This is a genomic window from Mycoplasma todarodis (genome assembly GCF_965212735.1).
GTDB classification, from domain to species: Bacteria; Bacillota_I; Bacilli_A; order Mycoplasmatales; family Metamycoplasmataceae; genus Mycoplasma_K; species Mycoplasma_K todarodis_A.
In genome coordinates this window covers 81,312-99,665 of record NZ_CBDBYJ010000004.1, presented here as the reverse complement: position 1 = coordinate 99,665, position 18,354 = coordinate 81,312, and the positions used below count along the sequence as shown (strand labels likewise).

The following is an 18,354-nucleotide window of genomic DNA, read 5'->3' as shown; positions in this document are numbered from 1 at the left end:
CTCTAAANNNCATTGAAGTTCAATTAATCGATGATGCTCAAGGTAAAACATTAGCAGTTACTTCATCACTTACACTTAAATTAGAAAACGGTGGAAACATTGAAGCTGCTAAAACAGTAGGGGCAGACTTTGGTAAAAAAGTTGCAGCTCTTAAATTAGAAAAAGTAGTATTTGACCGTTCAGGTTATGTATACCACGGTAGAGTACAAGCGCTAGCAGACGCAATCAGAAACGAAGGAGTGAAATTCTAATGGCAGAAAACACAGAAACAAAAACAGTAGAAGTAGTAGCAACTAAACCAGTTGAAGCTCCAAAAGCTCCCGCTAATGGTGCAAGAAACGCTTCTAACGCAAGAAATAATAATGGACGTAGACCTCAAAGAGGAAACGGACGTAGAAGATTTAACAACAGAAGACAAACAGAGTTTGAAGAAAAAGTTGTTAACATCGCAAGAGTTACAACAGTTGTTAAGGGTGGGCGTAGATTCTCATTCTCAGCATTAGTTGTTGTTGGTAACAAAAAAGGTAAAGTTGGTTGAGGTTGAGGAAAAGCAAACGAAGTTCCTGACGCAATCAGAAAAGCTATTAAAGACGCACGTAACAATATGATCGTTGCGCCAATCATTGATAAAAGAACAGTACCACATGAACAAACAGGTACATTCTTAGCATCAAAAGTTCTAGTTAAATCAGCTCCAAAAGGTAAGGGAATCATCGCTTCAGGTGCTATCCGTACAGTTGTTGAGCTTGCAGGATACACAGATATCTATACAAAATCACTTGGTTCAAGATCTAAAACTAACTCAGTTAAAGCAACAATCGACGCTCTTAAAAACTTAAGAACAGTTGAAGAAATCGCAAAATTAAGAGACGTTAAAGTTTCTGACATAACAGGATAGGAGATTTTTATGAAATTACACGAATTAAAATCAACAGAAGGATCAAGAAAACTAAGAACTAGAAAAGGACGTGGACACGCTGCTGGTAAAGGTAAAACTGCCGGACGTGGTGAAAACGGACAAAACAAAAGATCAGGTGGAGGAGTACGTCCAGGATTTGAAGGGGGACAAAACCCATGATTCAGACGTCTACCTAAACGTGGATTTACAAACGTAAATCACGTTGAATACGAAACAGTTAATCTATCAACATTAGAAAAAGCATTTAATGCAAATGATGTTGTAACAAAAGAAATTCTTTTAGAAAAAAGAATTACTAGAAGAAAAACTATGCCGGTTAAAGTACTAGGTAATGGAAAAATTACTAAAGCACTTACAATCCAAGTTCAAGCTATTTCAGCTTCTGCTAAGGCAGCAATTGAAGCAGCTGGGGGAAAAGTAGAGGTTAAATAATATATGCGTAACAAAATCTTAAACGTTTGAAGGGGTTCAACTACCTTCATACGTAACTCAAAAAGCAAAACTAAAAACTTTTTTAGAAATAAGCAATTGCTTACTAAGATTTTGTACACGCTATTACTATTATTAATCTTCAGAATAGCAGCCACTATTACAGTGCCTGGTGTTAAAGCTTTTAATACAAATGCCGCAACCGATCCGTCTTCATTCTTAGGACTGATGGATATGATGGGTGGTGGCGCAATAAAGAGATTCTCAATCGTAGCATTGGGAATTTCTCCATATATTACAGCCTCTATTTTGATGACCATATTGCAGTCGGAATTTTTCCCTCCAATACATCGGTTAGCCAACTCTGGAGCTGCAGGTAGAAGGAAGATAAACATAATAACAAGGTGGTTAACACTTATATTTGGTATTTTCCAAGCTATAACTATAGCGAAATCATTTGAATCCCAAGGATTCTTAACAATAATTCCTGAATTAAATAAACCATGATTTATTTATTTTGGAATTCCAACTATATTATTAGCTGGATCAATGTTTACATTATTTTTAGGTGAGCAAATCACACAAAAAGGTGTTGGTAATGGTACATCACTAATTATATTTTCAGGTGTAGCTGTAGGGCTACCATCAAAATTCAAATTAGCATATGATTTCTTCGTTTCATCTAACGGTGGAGCAAGTACATTTGTAGGTATTGTTAACTTTGTTGGATATATTTCACTGTTCTTGGTGTTAATATTCGTCATAGCTTACATTTACAAATCTGAACGTCATATTCCATTGCAACAAACTGGTAGAGGATTAACTCAAGATAAGGCTAGAATGTCTAGATTACCTATTAAAGTTAATACTGCTGGTGTTATGCCTGTTATGTTCGCGGCCTTAATAGTTGTTATACCTTTACAGGTAGCTCAACTATTACCAAGGTATTCAGAATCAAGATTCTGAATTGAACATAATATGCGTTTCACAGATCCTATCGGTCTATCGCTATACATTGCAGTAATTATGGTATTTACATTAATTATGTCTATCTTAATATTCACTCCTTCCAAGGTCGCTGAAAACTTCTCTAAAAATGGGACATTTATCCCTGGAGTTAGACCTGGTGAAGAGACAGAAGTTTACTTAACAAAAGTATTATTAAGATTAGCTGTATTTTCAGCTTTATTCCTTGCCGTTATATCTGCTTCTTCTTACATAGAACAGATACTTGGTATGGATAGAAACATCACATTTAGTGGTACATCATTAATTATTTTAGTTTCAGTATCTATTGAAACATTAAATCAAATTAAGACCAGAGGTAAATCTGGAAAAATTACAAAAATACAAAACAATAAAACAACATCTAAAACTAAAAAAGGTGTTAAAAAAGAAGATAACTCTACAGGAGGGTTGCTATGATAAACAAATTTATATTTTTAGGGCCTCCAGGTGTAGGAAAAGGTACTTTAGCTTCAAAATTATCTGAAACTAAAGGAATTAAACACATTTCTACAGGTGATATCTTTAGGGCTGAAATCAAAAACAAAACAGAATTAGGTCTTAAAGTTATTGATATTACATCAAAAGGAGAATATGTTCCTGACGAGATCACAAATGAAATCGTTAAGGGTGTTCTTGAGTCAAAAGAGATTCAAGAATCAGGTTTCCTTTTAGATGGATACCCAAGAACAATAAATCAAGCAGAATTCCTTATTAAGGAAGACCTGCAACCTCAAAAGGCCATCTTATTAGATGCACCAACAGAGGTTATTGTCGAAAGACTAAGTGGAAGAAGAGCATGTCAAACATGTAAGCAAAACTACCACATTAAATACAAAAAACCAAGACAAGAAAACATCTGTGATAACGATGGTGAAACATTAATTCAAAGAGCAGATGACATGCCTGAAGCAATCCAAAAACGTCTTGAAGTTTATAAAAATCAAACAAAAGTTTTAATTGATTTTTACGAAAAGCAAGGAATTTTGGTAAAATTTAATGCAGATAAGAAACCGGATGACATATTTGCTGATATCGAAAGAGAGCTATTTTAATGATTAGTATAAAATCTAAAGATGAAATAGAAAAACTGAAGAAATCAGCTGCTATCCTGGCCGAAGTTAAGCAAGAGCTTAAGACTTTAGTAAGACCAGGCGCAACAGGATTAGAACTTGACGCTTATGCGGAAAAACGTATAAGACAATTAGGTGGAACTCCATCCTTCAAAGGATACATGGGATTCCAACATACATTATGTATTTCCCTAAATGAAGATCTAATTCACGGTATTCCTAATAACAAAAAGTTTAAAGATGGAGATATTGTAAAGATTGATATGGGTGCTGTCTATAAAGGATATCACTCAGATTCAGCTTTCACTATCGGATTAGGGACCATCTCTAAACAAGATAAGAAGGTTATCGAAGTTGCTGAGCAGTCATTCTATAAAGGAATTGATGCCATTAAGCCCGGAGCACGTATAGGTGACATTGGTCACGCTATTGGATCATTTGTTGATTCAAAAGGGTTATACGTACCCGATGATTTCACAGGACATGGAATTGGTTCATCATTACATGAAGAACCTTACATACCAAATTATGGTAATCCAGGAACTGGACCATTATTAAGAGATGGTATGGTTATATGTATCGAGCCTATGATAATGCAAGATACAGAAGAAGTGGTTATATTAGAAGATGGATGAACTGTTCGTTCACTTTCTGGAAAAAACACTTCACATTACGAACAAACTATCTTAATTGAAAATGGATACCCAGTTATCCTAACAGAGAAGGAGGACTAATGGCTTCAAATGCTATTAAAATGGAAGGGAAAGTAACAGTAGCGCACTCTACAATGGAATACGACGTTCAACTAGAGAACGGCGTAATCATCAAGGCCCGTGTTTCAGGTAAAATCCGTGTACACCACATTCGCATTTTACCTGGTGATACTGTAGATGTAGAAGTTTCCCCATATGACTTAACACGCGGGAGAATCGTGTATAGACACAAATAATTTTTGTCTATAAAACATTCACAAACAAAAAAACAAACAAAAAACAATTTTAAGAAAATTAACAGGAGAACAATTTATGAAAGTAAGAGCATCAGTAAAAAAGATGTGTAAAGACTGTAGAACTATCAAGAGACGTGGAGTGATTAGAGTTATTTGTAAAACTCCTAAGCACAAACAAAGACAAGGTTAAGGGAGATAAATTATGGCACGTATATTAAATATCGAAGTACCTAACGACAAAAGAGTCGTTATCTCATTAACTTACATTCACGGAATTGGAAGCTCACTGTCAAAACAAATCTTAAAAGAAACAAACATCGATGAAAGCACAAGAGTTAAAGATCTAACAGATGATCAACTTAACGCTATTCGTCAAGCTGCAAACAAATACACAACAGAAGGTGATTTACGTAGAGACGTTGCATTAAACATCAAACGTCTTATGGAAATTAAAGCGTATAGAGGACTACGTCACAGAAGAGGACTTCCAGTTAGAGGTCAAGTGACACAAAAGAATGCACGTACAAGAAAAGGCCCAAGAAAAACAGTGGCCGGTAAGAAAGGTTAAACCATAATGGCAAAGAAAATTAAAGCTAAAAAAGCTAAAAAGAAAAACATTACAACTGGTGTAGCCCACATTCACTCTACACACAATAATACAATCATCACATTCACAGACGAACAAGGTAACGCATTCGCTTGATCATCATCAGGTGCTATTGGTTACAAAGGTTCAAAAAAATCAACACCTTATGCAGCACAATTAGCAGCAGCTGCAGCAGCTGATTCAGCTAAAGAACACGGACTAAAAGAAGTACGTGTTGAATTAAAAGGTACAGGTCCAGGTAAAGATTCAGCTAGAAAACAACTAGAAATCTCAGGACTTAAAGTAACTCAAATTAAAGATGTTACACCAGTTCCACACAACGGAACAAGACCACCTAAAAAAGTATTAAGAAGAAGAGGTTAATATGGAAAAATTTATGAAACTAGCTTACTCAGAAATTAAAAAACAAAGAATCTCAGAGTACGAAACAGCATTTACAATTCAACCACTAGAAAGAGGTTTTGCAAACACATTAGGGAACGCAATTAGAAGAGTTCTTCTATCATCAGTAACTGGTGTAGCTCCTTTTGCAACTAAAATTGCTGGTGTGTCTCATGAATTTCAAACACTTGCAAATGTTGAAGAAGACGTTGTACAATTAATTCTTAATTTAAAAGAACTTAAATTTACATACAACCCAGAAATCATTAAAGATGGAGAAATTTACACAATTTCAATTAAATCTCCAAAAGGAGAAGTTACAGCTGCTGATCTAGTATTACCAGTTGGAATGGAAATTGTTGACCCAACACAACACATCGCTACAGTTTCAAAGGCTAAAGCGTTAGAACTTGAACTATTCGTTAGATCAGGTAGAGGTTTTGTTGGATTTGATAAAAATAAAGATTTCGTTAAAACAGTTTCTACACAAATTGAAACTAAATTAACATCAGGAAACATTATTGCTATCGATTCAGACTTTTCACCAATCAAACAAGTTGCTTACGAAACAAGAGAATTAAACTCATCAGCTCCAATTATCCAAGAAGCTTTAGAGTTTAAAATCAAAACAAATGGTTCAGTTGAAGCTAAAGACGCATTAGCTCAAGCTGCAAACATCTTAATGTCTCACTTAGCAATCATGCAAGATATTTCAAACCTAGATGCAGAGGAAGTATTTGAAGAAGCTAAAAAAGCTGAAGAAAATTCAAAATCACTTTCACTGTCAATCTCTTCACTAGATCTTTCAGTAAGATCATACAACTCTCTAAAGAGAGCCGGATACAACAAGGTTGCAGATATTTCTAACTTAACATTATCAGAACTTGAAAACATCAAGAACTTAGGTAAAAAATCAGTTTCAGAAATCATCGAAAAACTTGAAACTCACGGAATCACATTTAAAGAAGGAGACGAATAATGGCTAACCCAACACAACTATTTAGAAGAAATGCTGAATGAAGAAAAGGTGTTATGCGTTCATTAGTAACTGATGTTATCGTTTACGGTAAAATTACTACTACTGAAACAAGAGCTAAAGAAGTTCGTCGTCATGTTGAAAAAATGATTACTAAAGCTAAAAAGAACACTTTAGCTTCTAGACGTCAAGCTGCTGCTTACCTAAGAAATGTTAAAACAACAGATGGTAAAGCAACTGCTCTACAACACTTATTCAATGTTGTAGGTCCTAAGTATAATGACAGAAATGGTGGTTACACACGTGTGATCAAACTTCCTGCAAGACTTGGTGACAACTCAAAAATGGCGATTGTAGAACTAGTTTAATTCAATAATACTAATTATTACAGCTATAAAACCCTTAGCGGGGTTTTTTATTTTGCACTTTTTACATCTCAACTACATATTAGTATATGAAAATCAAAAAACAAGAAGATATAAGAGATTGTGGAATATCTGTTTTACAAGCTTTTCACAATTACTTTTATAATAGATGAATCAATATCAATGATTTCAAGAAAAAAGCCTCTTATGGTCTAAAAGGGATTAATATTGAGGGGTTGTGTGAGGTTTCTGAATCCTTTGGCATGAAATTAATTCCAATGAAGGGTGAATTCGAAGCTTTGAAAGAATTGAAAACAACAAAACCTATAATAGCTTTGATTGGCAATGAAGAAGAAAATCATTATGTGATTATAGAAAAAATAAGGAAAGATTCATTTAAGGTGCTTGATCCCATGACGGGACAGGTTGAAAATATTTCCTTTGAGAAATTTCAATTTCAATTTTTAGATGTTATTATTCATGTTCAAAAAACAAGTTATTCACACAAAAATGTAAAGGTTAATTCTATGTATGAATATTTATTTGAATTCAAAACTACTATTCCTTGAATTTTGATTTCAATTGTAATTTCAATTATCGTATTATTTTCATCTTCATTTTTCATGAAAATAATAATGGACCAAATAATTCCGGGAGCATTAAATAAAACATTAATTATTCTTTTTGTGGGATTTGTGTTGATTAGTGTTCTTGGTTCTTTGAATGCTGGATTCAAGAATTTCATAATTTATAAGATGTATTTGCATATTTCAATGGAGATCACTCAAAAATTCAACAATAAAATAAAAAATACGGAATTATTAAAAATCGAGAAATTAACTAGAAGCGATATTATAAGAAGAACATCATTTATTGAACCAATTTCTTTGTTTATATCATCAACGGTATTTTCATTAACTACAGAAGCATTGGTTTGTTTGGTTGCTTCGTCTATATTAATTTGGATAAGTGTTAAATTATTTCTAATCTCTGTTATCGTGGTTGTAATTTTATTGATTGTAACCTTTGTCAGTCAAAGAATTATTAATGCTAAATATGGAGTATTTATTAAAAAGCAACTAGATTATTCATCGATTAATTTAGATTCTTTAGAAATGAACAAACAATTGAGAAAACCGTCTATGAAACAATTCTTTTTAATTAAACAAAGTGATACTTTGTATCAATTTAAAAAGATTGATAAAAAAATTTGAATCACAAATAATGTGTATGGAGTTGTTCAAAATATTTTAATGAATGTTGCACCGTTATTGATAACCTTGTTAGCAACACAATATGTAATCAAAGACAGGATAACTATAGGTTCTTTAATTCTTTATATTTCTATGTTTCATTTCTTTGTAAATCCAATAACATCTATTACAAATGTTTTCATGAAATATCCCTTGATAAAGAAGGAAATGGATATGTTGCAATATGTATTGGATTTAAAAAACGAAAAAATTAATCCAAAAGGTAAGAAGATACAAAAAATTAATACCATAACATTGAAAGATATTGTATTTGCTTACGAAACCGGTAAACCTATATTAAATATAAAAAAATTATTGATTGACGAAAATATCATTTTGAGAGGTCCGAATGGTTCGGGTAAAACTACATTATTGGATATTGTTGTAACTAATTATCAGGTTCCTGGTGTATATTTCAATAATTTAGAAACTAAATATTACAATCTAAATTCAATAAGAGATAGTGTTTTTAGAGTAAATCCATCAGATCATCTACCTAATGCAACAATTATTGATTTTATAACTGCTGGCGATATTAAACGCTATGAGTATTTCTTTGAAAATTACAAAAGATACAAATTACACTCTATAGTCGAGGAAATGGGTTTATCTTTAAATAAAAAAATGCTAAATAATGCATCTAACTTATCTTCTGGGCAAAGGCAATTGGTGCAATTGTTACGGCTTTTTTCACAAAAATATGAATTAATCATATTGGATGAAGCTTTTGAAAATATTGAGTCGAAATTATGCAAAAAAATAATTATTGCAATAAGAAAATGTAAAGAAAAAGCACTTTTTATAGAAATATCACATAATAATATTTTTGTAAATGAAGGTAAGGAGGTATCTGTTGAATCATTTAAGCAAAATTAAAAATTGGGTTTGAGGAACATTTGGTTTCATACTAACTTTATTATTTGTTGCAACTTATTTCGTATTAACAAATCGAATTGAAAAATATGTGATTGTTAAGGTTGTTGTTTCAAAAACAGGTGTTGATAAACTTTTGATTAAATCTCAGGATATGTTTCTAATAAATAAAACAAAGAAGATAAGATTGAAATCTAGCTACAAATATTATGACGTAACGATAGAAAGTATTGAAGAGAAGGAAAATGGTGAAACGGAATTAACAATAAAAGAGAAGGTTGCTGATTTCACAATAAATAGCACTATGGAAGCAAGAGTTATATATTCTTCAATTCCAGTTTGAGAAAAAATCTTAGAACGATAGTGTTATAATTCTTTTGATGAATAAAATACACATAACAAACAACACAAAATATAACTTTGAACATGAACAATTATTTGGAAAAATTGTTGAATTAGTAGGTAAACAATTCAATACCGATGCACCCATTGAAGTGAGTGTGATAATTGTTGATAATAAAGAAATCAAAAAATTAAATAGTCAATACAGAGGTAAAGATTATGCAACAGACGTTTTATCATTTCCACAAGGAGCGTTAGAACTAAGAAAACAAATAGGTTATTACTTAATGGGTGATATATTTATTTCTTGAGAAAAAATAGAAGAACAAGCAGAAATGTTTGGTCATAACACCAAAAGAGAATGATCATATTTATTTACTCATGGAATGCTTCATTTATTTGGGTTGGATCATATGACTCCAGAAGAAGAAACTCATATGAACTCTTTAGCTTATGAAGTTATGGACGCAATCAAGATAGGTAGAGAATAATGAAAAAATTTATAAAAAAAACACAAAGAAAATTCTTATATGCTCTGATTGGATTGTGAGTAACGGTTAAAGAAGAAAAATCTTTACTTACACACATGTTAATTACAGCAATAGTGATAGGACTTGGAATTTGAGTGAAACTTTCTTTAACTCATTGATCAATTCTAGTTATTACAATTGCAATAGTGATGGGTTTTGAGGTTTTAAATACTGCAATGGAGGCTTTGGTTGACATGATTTCGTTTCAATACAATTTAAAAGTAAAGAAGGTAAAAGATATTGCAGCAGGAGCTACATTACTTGTAGCGATAGCGGCGGTTGTTGTAGGAATGTTGATATTTATTCCGGAATTTAAGGATATAGCAAATGGTATTAGATAAACTAAAAGAATTACAAAAAAACGCATATGCGCCATACTCAAACTTTAGGGTAGCGGCTATTTTAATAGATAGCAAAGGTAAAGAATGAAAAGGTGTTAATGTCGAAAGTGCATCTTACGCACCAACTAATTGTGGAGAGAGAAGTGCTTTATTTTCAGCTATTTCTAATGGTGTAAAAACACAAGAATTTAAAGAAATTCACATCATCGGGGGTTCAGAAGACAAAATAATTACACCTTGTGGTGTATGTAGACAAGTCATGATTGAATTAATGCCTATTGATGCGAAAGTATTTCAATATTCAGCAAATGGAGAAGTTAGAGTTAATACGGTTGGGGAATTACTTCCTTATGGATTTGAAAAAGGAGATTTAAAATAATGAAAACAGGATTCGTAGCAATACTAGGTAGACCAAATGTTGGTAAATCAACATTATTGAATGCAATTATGGATTACAAGGTTTCAATCACTTCTGACAAACCACAAACAACTCGTGATCAAATTAGAGGAATTTACAACGATAAAGATTCTCAAATAATATTTATTGACACACCAGGTATACATAAACCTAAGCAAAAACTAGGAGAATCTTTAAATGAAGCTTCTTATAAAGCTTTAGAAGATGTTGATGTAGTTTTATTCTTACAACCAGCTGATGAAAAAATAGGGCCTGGGGATAAAATGATCCTTGAGAAAATAAATAAACAGAAAAATAAAGTTGCAATATTAACGAAAGTTGATTTAGAGGATGATTTTGAATTATTAAAAGAAAAAGCTGAAGTACTTAAAAGTGAATATGGATTTGAAGTTGTTCTTGGTACTTCTGTTGAAATACAAAGAACAGTTGACCTTGTTATAAAAGAACTTAAGGAAAGATTACCAGAGGGTCCTAAATTCTACGACACAGATCAATTAACGGATAAATCTTTAAGATTCATTGCTAAAGAGATTATTAGAGAGTCAGCAATAAACATGCTAAGAGATGAATTACCTCATTCTATTGGTGTTGAAATAATGGAATTTAAAGAAGGTGAAGAACAATACAATATAAGTGCACGTATCTATTGTGAAAGAGAATCTCAAAAAGGAATTATCGTTGGAGCGCAAGGTTCAAAGATAAAAAGAATTGGGATTTCCGCTAGAAAAAAAATGGCTTATACCTTTGATCAAAAAATTCATTTAGATTTAAAAGTTAAAGTTAATAAAAATTGAACTGAAGATGTTCAAAAAATAAAAAAAATGGGATACTAATCCATTTTTTATTTTTTTTAAAATATTTAAAATACTATGATGCTTTAAGTTATAATTTGTTTAAGACAACGAAGGGCTTGGAAACCTGGAGTCGAAAATATAAATATTAAATAAGAATCCTTTGAGGGTGGAACGTTGGTCCCTCAAATAAGGGTTTTTTTATTTTAAAAATAAAAAACCTATATATAAAAGGAGAATATAAATGAAAAAAGATATGCAAACTATAGTTAACCACTTAAAACAATCAGGATTTGTTTTTCAAGGTTCAGAAATATACGGAGGACTTTCTAACACATGAGATTACGGACCGTTAGGAGTTCTTTTAACAAAGAATGTAAAAGAAGCTTGATGAAGAGAATTCATCACTAAGGAACCCCAAAACCATGGTATTGATGCAAAAATACTTATGAACCCTAAAGTTTGAGAAGCTTCTGGGCACGTTGGTAATTTCTCTGATCCGCTTGTTGAAAACAAAACAAACGGGAAAAGATATAGAGCGGATAAATTGATTGAAGAACACAACCCTGAAATCAATGCTGAAATTATGTCTAAAGAAGAAATGGAAGCATACCTAAAAGAACATATTACAAAATATGAAGGTGCTGAAACAGAATGAACAGAAATCAGAGAGTTTCACCTTATGTTCGAAACTCAACAAGGTGTTGTTGTTGATAAAAAGTCAACAATATTCCTAAGACCAGAAACAGCGCAAGGTATTTTTGTTAACTTTGCAAATGTTCAAAGATCACAAAGAGCAAAATTACCATTTGGTATTGGACAAATTGGTAAATCATTCCGTAATGAAGTAACACCAGGAAACTTTATATTCCGTACAAGAGAATTTGAGCAAATGGAACTTGAATATTTTGTAAAACCCGGAGAAGATGATGAAGCTTACAAATATTACATTGAAAAAGCAATGAATTTCATTCTTTCATTAGGGGTTAAACAAGAAAATGTTAAATTTAGAGAACATGATGAAGAAGAATTAGCTCACTACTCAAAAGGTACAACTGATGTTGAATACAAATTCCCATTTGGTTGAGGTGAATTGTTAGGAGTTTCAAATAGAACTGATTTCGACTTAAAAGCTCACGCAAAACATTCAGGTGAAAAACTTGAATATAGAGATCCAATGACAAATGAAGTTTATACTCCATATGTAATTGAACCTTCATTTGGTATGGATAGATTAGTTCTTACACTTATTTGTGATGCATTTGAGATCGAGCAATTAGAAAACGATGAAAGAGTTGTTCTTAAATTAGATAAAAAATTAGCACCTTATCGTGCTGCTGTTCTACCTTTAACTAAGAAAATTTCAAAAGAAGCAAGAGAGGTATTTGCATCATTAATTGATGAAGGATTCTCGGTTGCTTTCGATGAAGCTGGTTCAATTGGTAAACGTTATAGAAGACAGGATTCAATTGGTACTCCATATGCAATTACTTTTGATTATGATTCATTAGAAGATAAAATGGTAACCATAAGACATAGAGATACAATGGAACAAGAAAGAATTTCTATTTCAGAAATTGCGAATTACATTAAATAATCAAGAATAAAATAAGGGTGTAAACCTTTATTTTCTTTTTATGTAATAAAAAGGTGGTAAAATTAAAGTAATTAACGAATTGTGAGGCAAAATGCAAAATGTAAATGTTTTTGAACAAATCAAGAATTCTACGGATATTGTTTCTGAAGTTTCGGTATATGTTGATTTAATAAAAAAAGGTAAAAATTATTGAGGTGTTTGTCCTTTTCATGATGATACATCTCCTTCAATGTCAGTTTCACAAGAAAAACAAATGTTTAAATGTTTTGTTTGTAATGTTGGTGGTAATGTAATTAATTTCGTTGCGGAGTTTGAAAAAATAACTTATGTAACAGCAACTAAAAAATTAGCTGATAAAATTGGGATTCCATTTAATTTAAAAAATTCCAACCATAAAGAATACAGTGAAAAAGATCAAAAGATATTAGAAGTCTTAAAAGAAGCAATGAACTTTTTCCAATATTCTTTATCAACAACAGAAGAAGGGGTTCAAGCGCTTGAATACCTTCAAAAGAGGGGTTTAACACAACGATATCTTGATAAGTTTTCTATTGGTTATGCACCAAAAGAAGGCTTGGTTAAATTCCTTAGAACAAAAGGATATGATGATTCAGTGTTGATTAATGCATCACTAGCAACTGAAACAATGCATGATTTTTTCAGGGAAAGAATTATATTTGGAATAAAAAATAATTTCGGTCAAATTGTAGGTTTCTCAGCAAGGACTTTAGATCCTGAAGCGAAAGCTAAATATATTAACTCTTCAGATGTGAGTGTATTTAACAAATCAAGTATTTTGTATAACTATTCTGCAGCTGAACAAATGATAAGAAGAAATAAAGAAGTTGTAATCACTGAAGGATTTATGGATGTTATCGCATTAGATAAAGCAAATATCTACCATGCAGTTGCAATCATGGGTACAGCATTAACTGATGAACATTCAAAAGTTTTAAAAAATACCACTGTAGCCCTTATGTTGGATTCTGATAGGGCAGGTATTTCCGCAACTATAAAATCAATCAAAGTATTATTGAAATACAATCAAGATATATTTGTTGTAAAAAACAATTCGGGATTGGATCCAGATGAATACTTCAATGAAAATGGTGCGATAGAACTACAAAAACTAACACAAAATAGAGAACATGCGTTGGAATTTATATTTAGAATGCATATTGATAAATATGGAAGTGACTCTCCGGATAAAGTTGATGGCTTTGTTAAATCATTTACGCCTTATTTACAAAATGTTAATAACACATATAAAGACTTCTATATACAAAAGATGATTAATACTCTTGGAGTTTCTAAAGAAACAATATTGAGTAAAATTGGAGTTTCCAAAAAAGAAGATAATGTAAAAAAAGAATTTAAAAGGTATGAACCTCAACCACCAAAACCAGAAGAGTTTATTATTGTTGATATTCCAAGTCAACAGGTAACTAACGATGAACAATTAGATGAAAATAAATGATCATTACAATTGTTATCAGCAATGATGCGGAAACCAGTATTAATCAATTTGGCGATGAAACAGGAAATTAATTTTTCAGATCCAATGTTGGTATTAATTTCAAAATATCTAATTGATGCAAAACAAGGGAACATAAAAAAGGTTAGTCCAGACATGTTGAATGACATGTACGGGATAAAAGGTTATATAAAAAATGACTCTGATTTACCTAATGAAACAGAGTTTAATGATATGATTAATAGGATTAATAAGGCCGCTAGACCTAAGGCCCTTAAAAAATTACAAAATAAATTTAATGATGACAAGCTAGATGACAAAGAAAAAATCAAACTTTTAGAGTCAATGATTAAGTTACAAAAAGAAAGAGAGAAATAAATGGCAAAAGTAGTAAAGAAAAATCCGTATGAAACAATAGTTAAATTATTGAAAGCGGAACAAAAGAAAAAATCAAAAAAAGCAAAAGAAGAAATTATCTTTTCACAAGAGGAAGTTTTTGAATTCCTTAATAAAAAGAAATTATTCGTTTCAGAAGAAGGTGCTGATGAATTATTAGGGACTTTAATTGAAAATAACATTATTGGAACAGAAATTGATGCCCATGACTTTGACGATGTTAATGAAGAAGAATTACAAGAAGGAAGAGTTAGAGAAGAAAGTATTTCATTACAATCTTTTGATGAAACACAAGAAATTTCACTTTCAAATATTTCAACAGCTGCACATATTGAAGATAAGCAATTATCAAATAAACTAACAGAAACAGATGATATCGTTAAATGATACATGCGTTGAATTGGTAAATATGGAAAATTACTTAAACACGATGAAGAAATTGAATTGGCTAAAAGAATTGAAAAAGGGGATAAACGTGCAAGAGAAATCTTGATCCGTAGAAACTTACGTCTTGTAGTTAACCTAGCTAAAAAATACAAAAACAGAGGTTTATCATTTATTGATTTAATTTCTGAAGGTAATGCAGGTCTTTTAAAGGCTGTGTCAAAATATGAATGAGAACGTGGATTTAAATTCTCAACATATGCAACATGATGAGTAAGACAAGCTATTACTCGTGCAGTTGCTGACCAAGCACGTACAATTCGTGTACCGGTACACATGGTAGAAACAATTAACAAATTAATTAAGATTGAAAGAGAATTACACCAAGAACTTGGGCGTAAACCAACTGATGAAGAATTAGCAGTTGAATATGGAAATGGATTTACAGCAGAAAAAGTTCAATACATAAGAAAAATTAATATTGATCCAATTTCACTTGACAAACCAATTGGTAAAGAAGATGATTCATCATTCTCTGATTTTGTTGAAGATGATTCAGCAACATCACCAGTTGATTTTGCAGCAAACGAAGAATTACGTAAAGTATTATTACAAATTCTTGACACATACTTAGAAGAACGTGAAAGAGAAGTTATTAAAATGCGTTACGGTATCGGTGAAGATGAAAATGGTGAGAGAATGAGAGCTCATACATTAGATGAAATCGGTGAAAAATTCGACGTAACACGTGAAAGAATTAGACAAATTGAATCTAAAGTTCTAAGAAGACTAAGACATCCGCAAAAAAGAAGAAAATTAAAAGATTTCATTAATGCTTAATAAAAAAATAACTGCAAAAACAGTTATCAACACTTTAGAGGAAATTTTTCCTTTAAAACTTGCAGAAGAATGGGATAAAGTTGGAATTCAAATAGGGGATTCTAAAAAGAATGTAGAAAATGTAATCGTTGCAATGGAAATCACTTCAAAAGTTGTTGATTTTGCAATCCAAAACAAAGCGGATTTAATAATAACTTTTCACCCATTTTTATTTAATGAATCTGATTTTGGAATAACTCCAAAACAACCTTGAAAAAGAAAATTATTTAAACGTTTAATCAAGTCGGGTATTACAACTTATTCAATGCACACCGCTTTTGATAAAGAACCAAAAGGAATGCGTTTAGCAATGTTGAGAAAACTTGAATTAACAAAGGGTTCCAAACAAATAAAAGGTCTTGAATATGGCTCTATAATAACATGAGGCAAGACTTTGGGTCAATTGATGCAATTGCTCAAGGAAAAACTTAAAACAAGCGTTACATTAACTAATATTGATAAAAAGCGAGTAAAAATTAATAAGTTTGCATTCATTCCTGGTTCAGGTTCAATTGAAGGTATTCAAACTGCATGGAAAGAAAATGAGATTGATCTAGTTATAACATCAGATATTAAATGATCTGAATGAGTAACTATTAACGAAGAAAATATTTCTGTTATGGAAGTTTCTCATATAGTTGAAGATGTTTTTACAGAACATATTTGTGAATTCTTAAAAAAGAATTTCAAAAACATTAATATAAAAATGATTGAAATGGAACCTATTATAAAACATTCATAAAAAAATAAGCTACATGCTTATTTCTTTTTTATAAATTTTGCTACTTCTTTTGCAAAAGTCATTGTTGATAGATAATCCCTACCAGTTATTATGTTTTTATCCACTTCACATTCGGTGTTTGTGGATTTTTTTAATTCTAAACCAGGTCAACAAGTGAAAGAATGATTTTTTAATATACCTGCATCAAAAAGAAGTGAAGGTGCAGCACATATTGCAAAAATCCCCTTATTTTTACCGTTAAAATCTAACAATATATTTGTTGTTTCTTGGTATTTTTTGAATAAACTAGTTGATTTGCCTCCAGGTATAAAAAGATTTTCAAAATCATCAAAACTTATTTCACTAATTGGTTTTGTATCTACTTTAGCAAAATAAGAACCCCTTACTTCAGTTTTATTTTGAATTGAGATTAGCTCAAAATCAATATTTTCTCTTGTTCAATAATCGATCGCTCCTATTAATTCTGTATCTTCAAATCCGTCAGCTACAAGTATTGCTATATTTTTCATATTGCCTCCTACAACCATTATATAATAAGTTATAATTTTTCTATGATAAAACTAGGAGCGCATGTTTCCTTTTCGAAAAAAGGAAATTATTTAATTGGAGCGGGTGAATCCGCTAAAAATATGGAGGCTAATACAATGATGATTTATCTTGGGCCTCCTCAAAACACAAGGAGAGCAGATACTAGTCAATATGGGCTAGAAGAATATATGGAGAAGTTTTCAAGTGTGGTTGCCCCAGAAGATATCGTTATACATGAACCATATATAATAAATCCCTCATCTCTTGATAAAGCTGATTTCGCAGAAGAAATGCTTATTGCAGATGCGAAAAGAATGAATTTTATAGGTGCTAATTTAATGGTGGTTCACCCTGGAGCAAGTACAAAATTCGATAGGCAAGAGTCAATAGATAGATTGGTTACAACTATCAAGAATGTTTTAAAACAAACAAAAGATGTTGATATTTGTCTTGAAACAATGGCAGGTAAGGGTACAGAAGTTGGTAAAACTTTTGAAGAATTATCTTATGTAATGAAACAAGTTGACTCAGAAAGGGTTGGAATTTGTTTGGATACATGTCATGCATGGGATGCGGGTTACGACTTTAAGGATTTACCATCAGTAATTAAAAAACTAAAAGAAAATGACTTACTTAACAAAATAAAAGTATTGCATATTAACGACTCTAAGAACCCTTTATCAACTCACAAAGACAGGCATGAGAATATTGGAAAAGGCTACATAGGCCTTGAAACATTAAGGGAAATTGTTCATGCTCCGGAGTTTGAAGGGCTGCCAATGATTTTAGAAACACCTTGAGTAGATGGAAAAGATATTTATGATAAGGAAATAAAAATGTTAATTAGTGTATAATAGATTTACTATTTAATAGAACAATAACAAAATATTAAAGGAGAACAACATGGCTAGAGATGGAATCATTTTAAGATGTGCTGACTGTAAAATGGAAAATTACATTACTAAGAAAAACAAGAAAACTCAAACTGAAAAACTTGAAGTTTCAAAACACTGTCACAAATGTAATAAACACACAACACACAAAGAGAAAAAATAATTTTCTCTTTTTTTATACCCATTTTTTATTTAGGAGTAAAATTAGA

General features: G+C 31.4%; 24 protein-coding genes and 1 pseudogene. 24 read left to right on the top strand and 1 reads right to left on the bottom strand.

The window, feature by feature from the left end; genetic code table 4:
* Positions 1 to 10: 10 nt before the first annotated feature.
* The 22 genes and pseudogenes from rplR to ACOMC1_RS03705 form a co-directional block, all read left to right on the top strand.
* The coding region (rplR, locus tag ACOMC1_RS03810; protein ID WP_420331314.1) for a 50S ribosomal protein L18 at positions 11 to 251 on the top strand (241 nt) is incomplete at its 5' end.
* Positions 252 to 421: 170 nt separating this feature from the next.
* A pseudogene (gene rpsE / locus ACOMC1_RS03805) lies at positions 422 to 898 on the top strand (30S ribosomal protein S5); the annotation flags it as partial.
* A 9-nt stretch (positions 899 to 907) separates the two neighbouring features.
* Positions 908 to 1,351 (top strand): 50S ribosomal protein L15, encoded by a 444-nt coding sequence (gene rplO / locus ACOMC1_RS03800; protein WP_420331313.1) that lies wholly within the window; start codon positions 908 to 910, stop codon positions 1,349 to 1,351.
* 3 nt (positions 1,352 to 1,354) lie between these two features.
* Positions 1,355 to 2,776, top strand: a complete 1,422-nt coding sequence (gene secY / locus ACOMC1_RS03795) for a preprotein translocase subunit SecY (protein ID WP_420331312.1) — start codon at positions 1,355 to 1,357, stop codon at positions 2,774 to 2,776.
* Positions 2,770 to 3,408: an adenylate kinase family protein gene (locus ACOMC1_RS03790; RefSeq protein ID WP_420331311.1), complete on the top strand. Its 639-nt coding sequence runs from the start codon at positions 2,770 to 2,772 to the stop codon at positions 3,406 to 3,408. The genes secY and ACOMC1_RS03790 overlap by 7 nt, the downstream gene beginning before the upstream one ends.
* On the top strand, positions 3,408 to 4,160 hold the full coding sequence (gene map / locus ACOMC1_RS03785) for a type I methionyl aminopeptidase (RefSeq protein WP_420331310.1): 753 nt from the start codon (positions 3,408 to 3,410) through the stop codon (positions 4,158 to 4,160). Before ACOMC1_RS03790 ends, map begins: the two co-directional genes overlap by 1 nt.
* Complete coding sequence (gene infA / locus ACOMC1_RS03780) at positions 4,160 to 4,375, top strand: translation initiation factor IF-1 (protein WP_131613553.1); 216 nt, start codon at positions 4,160 to 4,162, stop codon at positions 4,373 to 4,375. The genes map and infA overlap by 1 nt, the downstream gene beginning before the upstream one ends.
* 76 nt (positions 4,376 to 4,451) lie before the next feature.
* Positions 4,452 to 4,565 carry a 50S ribosomal protein L36 gene (gene rpmJ, locus ACOMC1_RS03775; RefSeq protein WP_420331309.1) on the top strand — a complete coding sequence of 38 codons (114 nt, stop codon included), beginning with the start codon at positions 4,452 to 4,454 and terminating at the stop codon, positions 4,563 to 4,565.
* Between the two features lie 12 nt (positions 4,566 to 4,577).
* On the top strand, positions 4,578 to 4,943 hold the full coding sequence (gene rpsM / locus ACOMC1_RS03770) for a 30S ribosomal protein S13 (protein ID WP_131613552.1): 366 nt from the start codon (positions 4,578 to 4,580) through the stop codon (positions 4,941 to 4,943).
* 6 nt (positions 4,944 to 4,949) lie between these two features.
* Positions 4,950 to 5,345 (top strand): 30S ribosomal protein S11, encoded by a 396-nt coding sequence (rpsK, locus tag ACOMC1_RS03765; RefSeq protein ID WP_131613551.1) that lies wholly within the window; start codon positions 4,950 to 4,952, stop codon positions 5,343 to 5,345.
* Between the two features lies 1 nt (position 5,346).
* Positions 5,347 to 6,342: a DNA-directed RNA polymerase subunit alpha gene (locus ACOMC1_RS03760; RefSeq protein WP_420331308.1), complete on the top strand. Its 996-nt coding sequence runs from the start codon at positions 5,347 to 5,349 to the stop codon at positions 6,340 to 6,342.
* A complete protein-coding gene (gene rplQ / locus ACOMC1_RS03755) occupies positions 6,342 to 6,707 on the top strand; it encodes a 50S ribosomal protein L17 (protein WP_420331307.1) in 366 nt (121 codons plus the stop codon). The genes ACOMC1_RS03760 and rplQ overlap by 1 nt, the downstream gene beginning before the upstream one ends.
* Before the next feature lie 86 nt (positions 6,708 to 6,793).
* Complete coding sequence (locus ACOMC1_RS03750) at positions 6,794 to 8,833, top strand: Mbov_0121 family peptidase domain-containing ABC transporter (RefSeq protein WP_420331306.1); 2,040 nt, start codon at positions 6,794 to 6,796, stop codon at positions 8,831 to 8,833.
* Positions 8,811 to 9,194: an MAG1140 family protein gene (locus tag ACOMC1_RS03745; protein ID WP_420331305.1), complete on the top strand. Its 384-nt coding sequence runs from the start codon at positions 8,811 to 8,813 to the stop codon at positions 9,192 to 9,194. Before ACOMC1_RS03750 ends, ACOMC1_RS03745 begins: the two co-directional genes overlap by 23 nt.
* A gap of 16 nt (positions 9,195 to 9,210) precedes the next feature.
* Positions 9,211 to 9,663 (top strand): rRNA maturation RNase YbeY, encoded by a 453-nt coding sequence (gene ybeY, locus ACOMC1_RS03740; RefSeq protein WP_420331304.1) that lies wholly within the window; start codon positions 9,211 to 9,213, stop codon positions 9,661 to 9,663.
* Positions 9,663 to 10,043, top strand: coding sequence for a diacylglycerol kinase family protein (locus tag ACOMC1_RS03735; RefSeq protein WP_420331303.1), 381 nt, complete (start codon positions 9,663 to 9,665; stop codon positions 10,041 to 10,043). The genes ybeY and ACOMC1_RS03735 overlap by 1 nt, the downstream gene beginning before the upstream one ends.
* Complete coding sequence (gene cdd, locus ACOMC1_RS03730) at positions 10,030 to 10,422, top strand: cytidine deaminase (protein WP_420331302.1); 393 nt, start codon at positions 10,030 to 10,032, stop codon at positions 10,420 to 10,422. Before ACOMC1_RS03735 ends, cdd begins: the two co-directional genes overlap by 14 nt.
* On the top strand, positions 10,422 to 11,294 hold the full coding sequence (gene era / locus ACOMC1_RS03725) for a GTPase Era (RefSeq protein ID WP_420331301.1): 873 nt from the start codon (positions 10,422 to 10,424) through the stop codon (positions 11,292 to 11,294). Before cdd ends, era begins: the two co-directional genes overlap by 1 nt.
* Positions 11,295 to 11,496: 202 nt before the next feature.
* Positions 11,497 to 12,849 carry a glycine--tRNA ligase gene (locus ACOMC1_RS03720; protein ID WP_420331300.1) on the top strand — a complete coding sequence of 451 codons (1,353 nt, stop codon included), beginning with the start codon at positions 11,497 to 11,499 and terminating at the stop codon, positions 12,847 to 12,849.
* A gap of 91 nt (positions 12,850 to 12,940) precedes the next feature.
* Positions 12,941 to 14,701: a DNA primase gene (gene dnaG / locus ACOMC1_RS03715; RefSeq protein WP_420331299.1), complete on the top strand. Its 1,761-nt coding sequence runs from the start codon at positions 12,941 to 12,943 to the stop codon at positions 14,699 to 14,701.
* Positions 14,702 to 15,943 (top strand): RNA polymerase sigma factor, encoded by a 1,242-nt coding sequence (locus ACOMC1_RS03710; RefSeq protein ID WP_420331298.1) that lies wholly within the window; start codon positions 14,702 to 14,704, stop codon positions 15,941 to 15,943.
* On the top strand, positions 15,936 to 16,724 hold the full coding sequence (locus ACOMC1_RS03705; RefSeq protein ID WP_420331297.1) for a Nif3-like dinuclear metal center hexameric protein: 789 nt from the start codon (positions 15,936 to 15,938) through the stop codon (positions 16,722 to 16,724). Before ACOMC1_RS03710 ends, ACOMC1_RS03705 begins: the two co-directional genes overlap by 8 nt.
* 17 nt (positions 16,725 to 16,741) lie before the next feature.
* Here the strand turns inward: ACOMC1_RS03705 and ACOMC1_RS03700 are convergent, their stop codons facing one another.
* A complete protein-coding gene (locus ACOMC1_RS03700) occupies positions 16,742 to 17,233 on the bottom strand; it encodes a DJ-1/PfpI family protein (RefSeq protein WP_420331296.1) in 492 nt (163 codons plus the stop codon).
* Positions 17,234 to 17,275: 42 nt separating this feature from the next.
* Between ACOMC1_RS03700 and ACOMC1_RS03695 the strand changes: the two genes are divergently transcribed.
* Positions 17,276 to 18,106, top strand: a complete 831-nt coding sequence (locus ACOMC1_RS03695) for a deoxyribonuclease IV (RefSeq protein ID WP_420331295.1) — start codon at positions 17,276 to 17,278, stop codon at positions 18,104 to 18,106.
* Positions 18,107 to 18,155: 49 nt separating this feature from the next.
* On the top strand, positions 18,156 to 18,308 hold the full coding sequence (gene rpmG / locus ACOMC1_RS03690) for a 50S ribosomal protein L33 (protein WP_420331294.1): 153 nt from the start codon (positions 18,156 to 18,158) through the stop codon (positions 18,306 to 18,308).
* Positions 18,309 to 18,354: the final 46 nt, after the last annotated feature.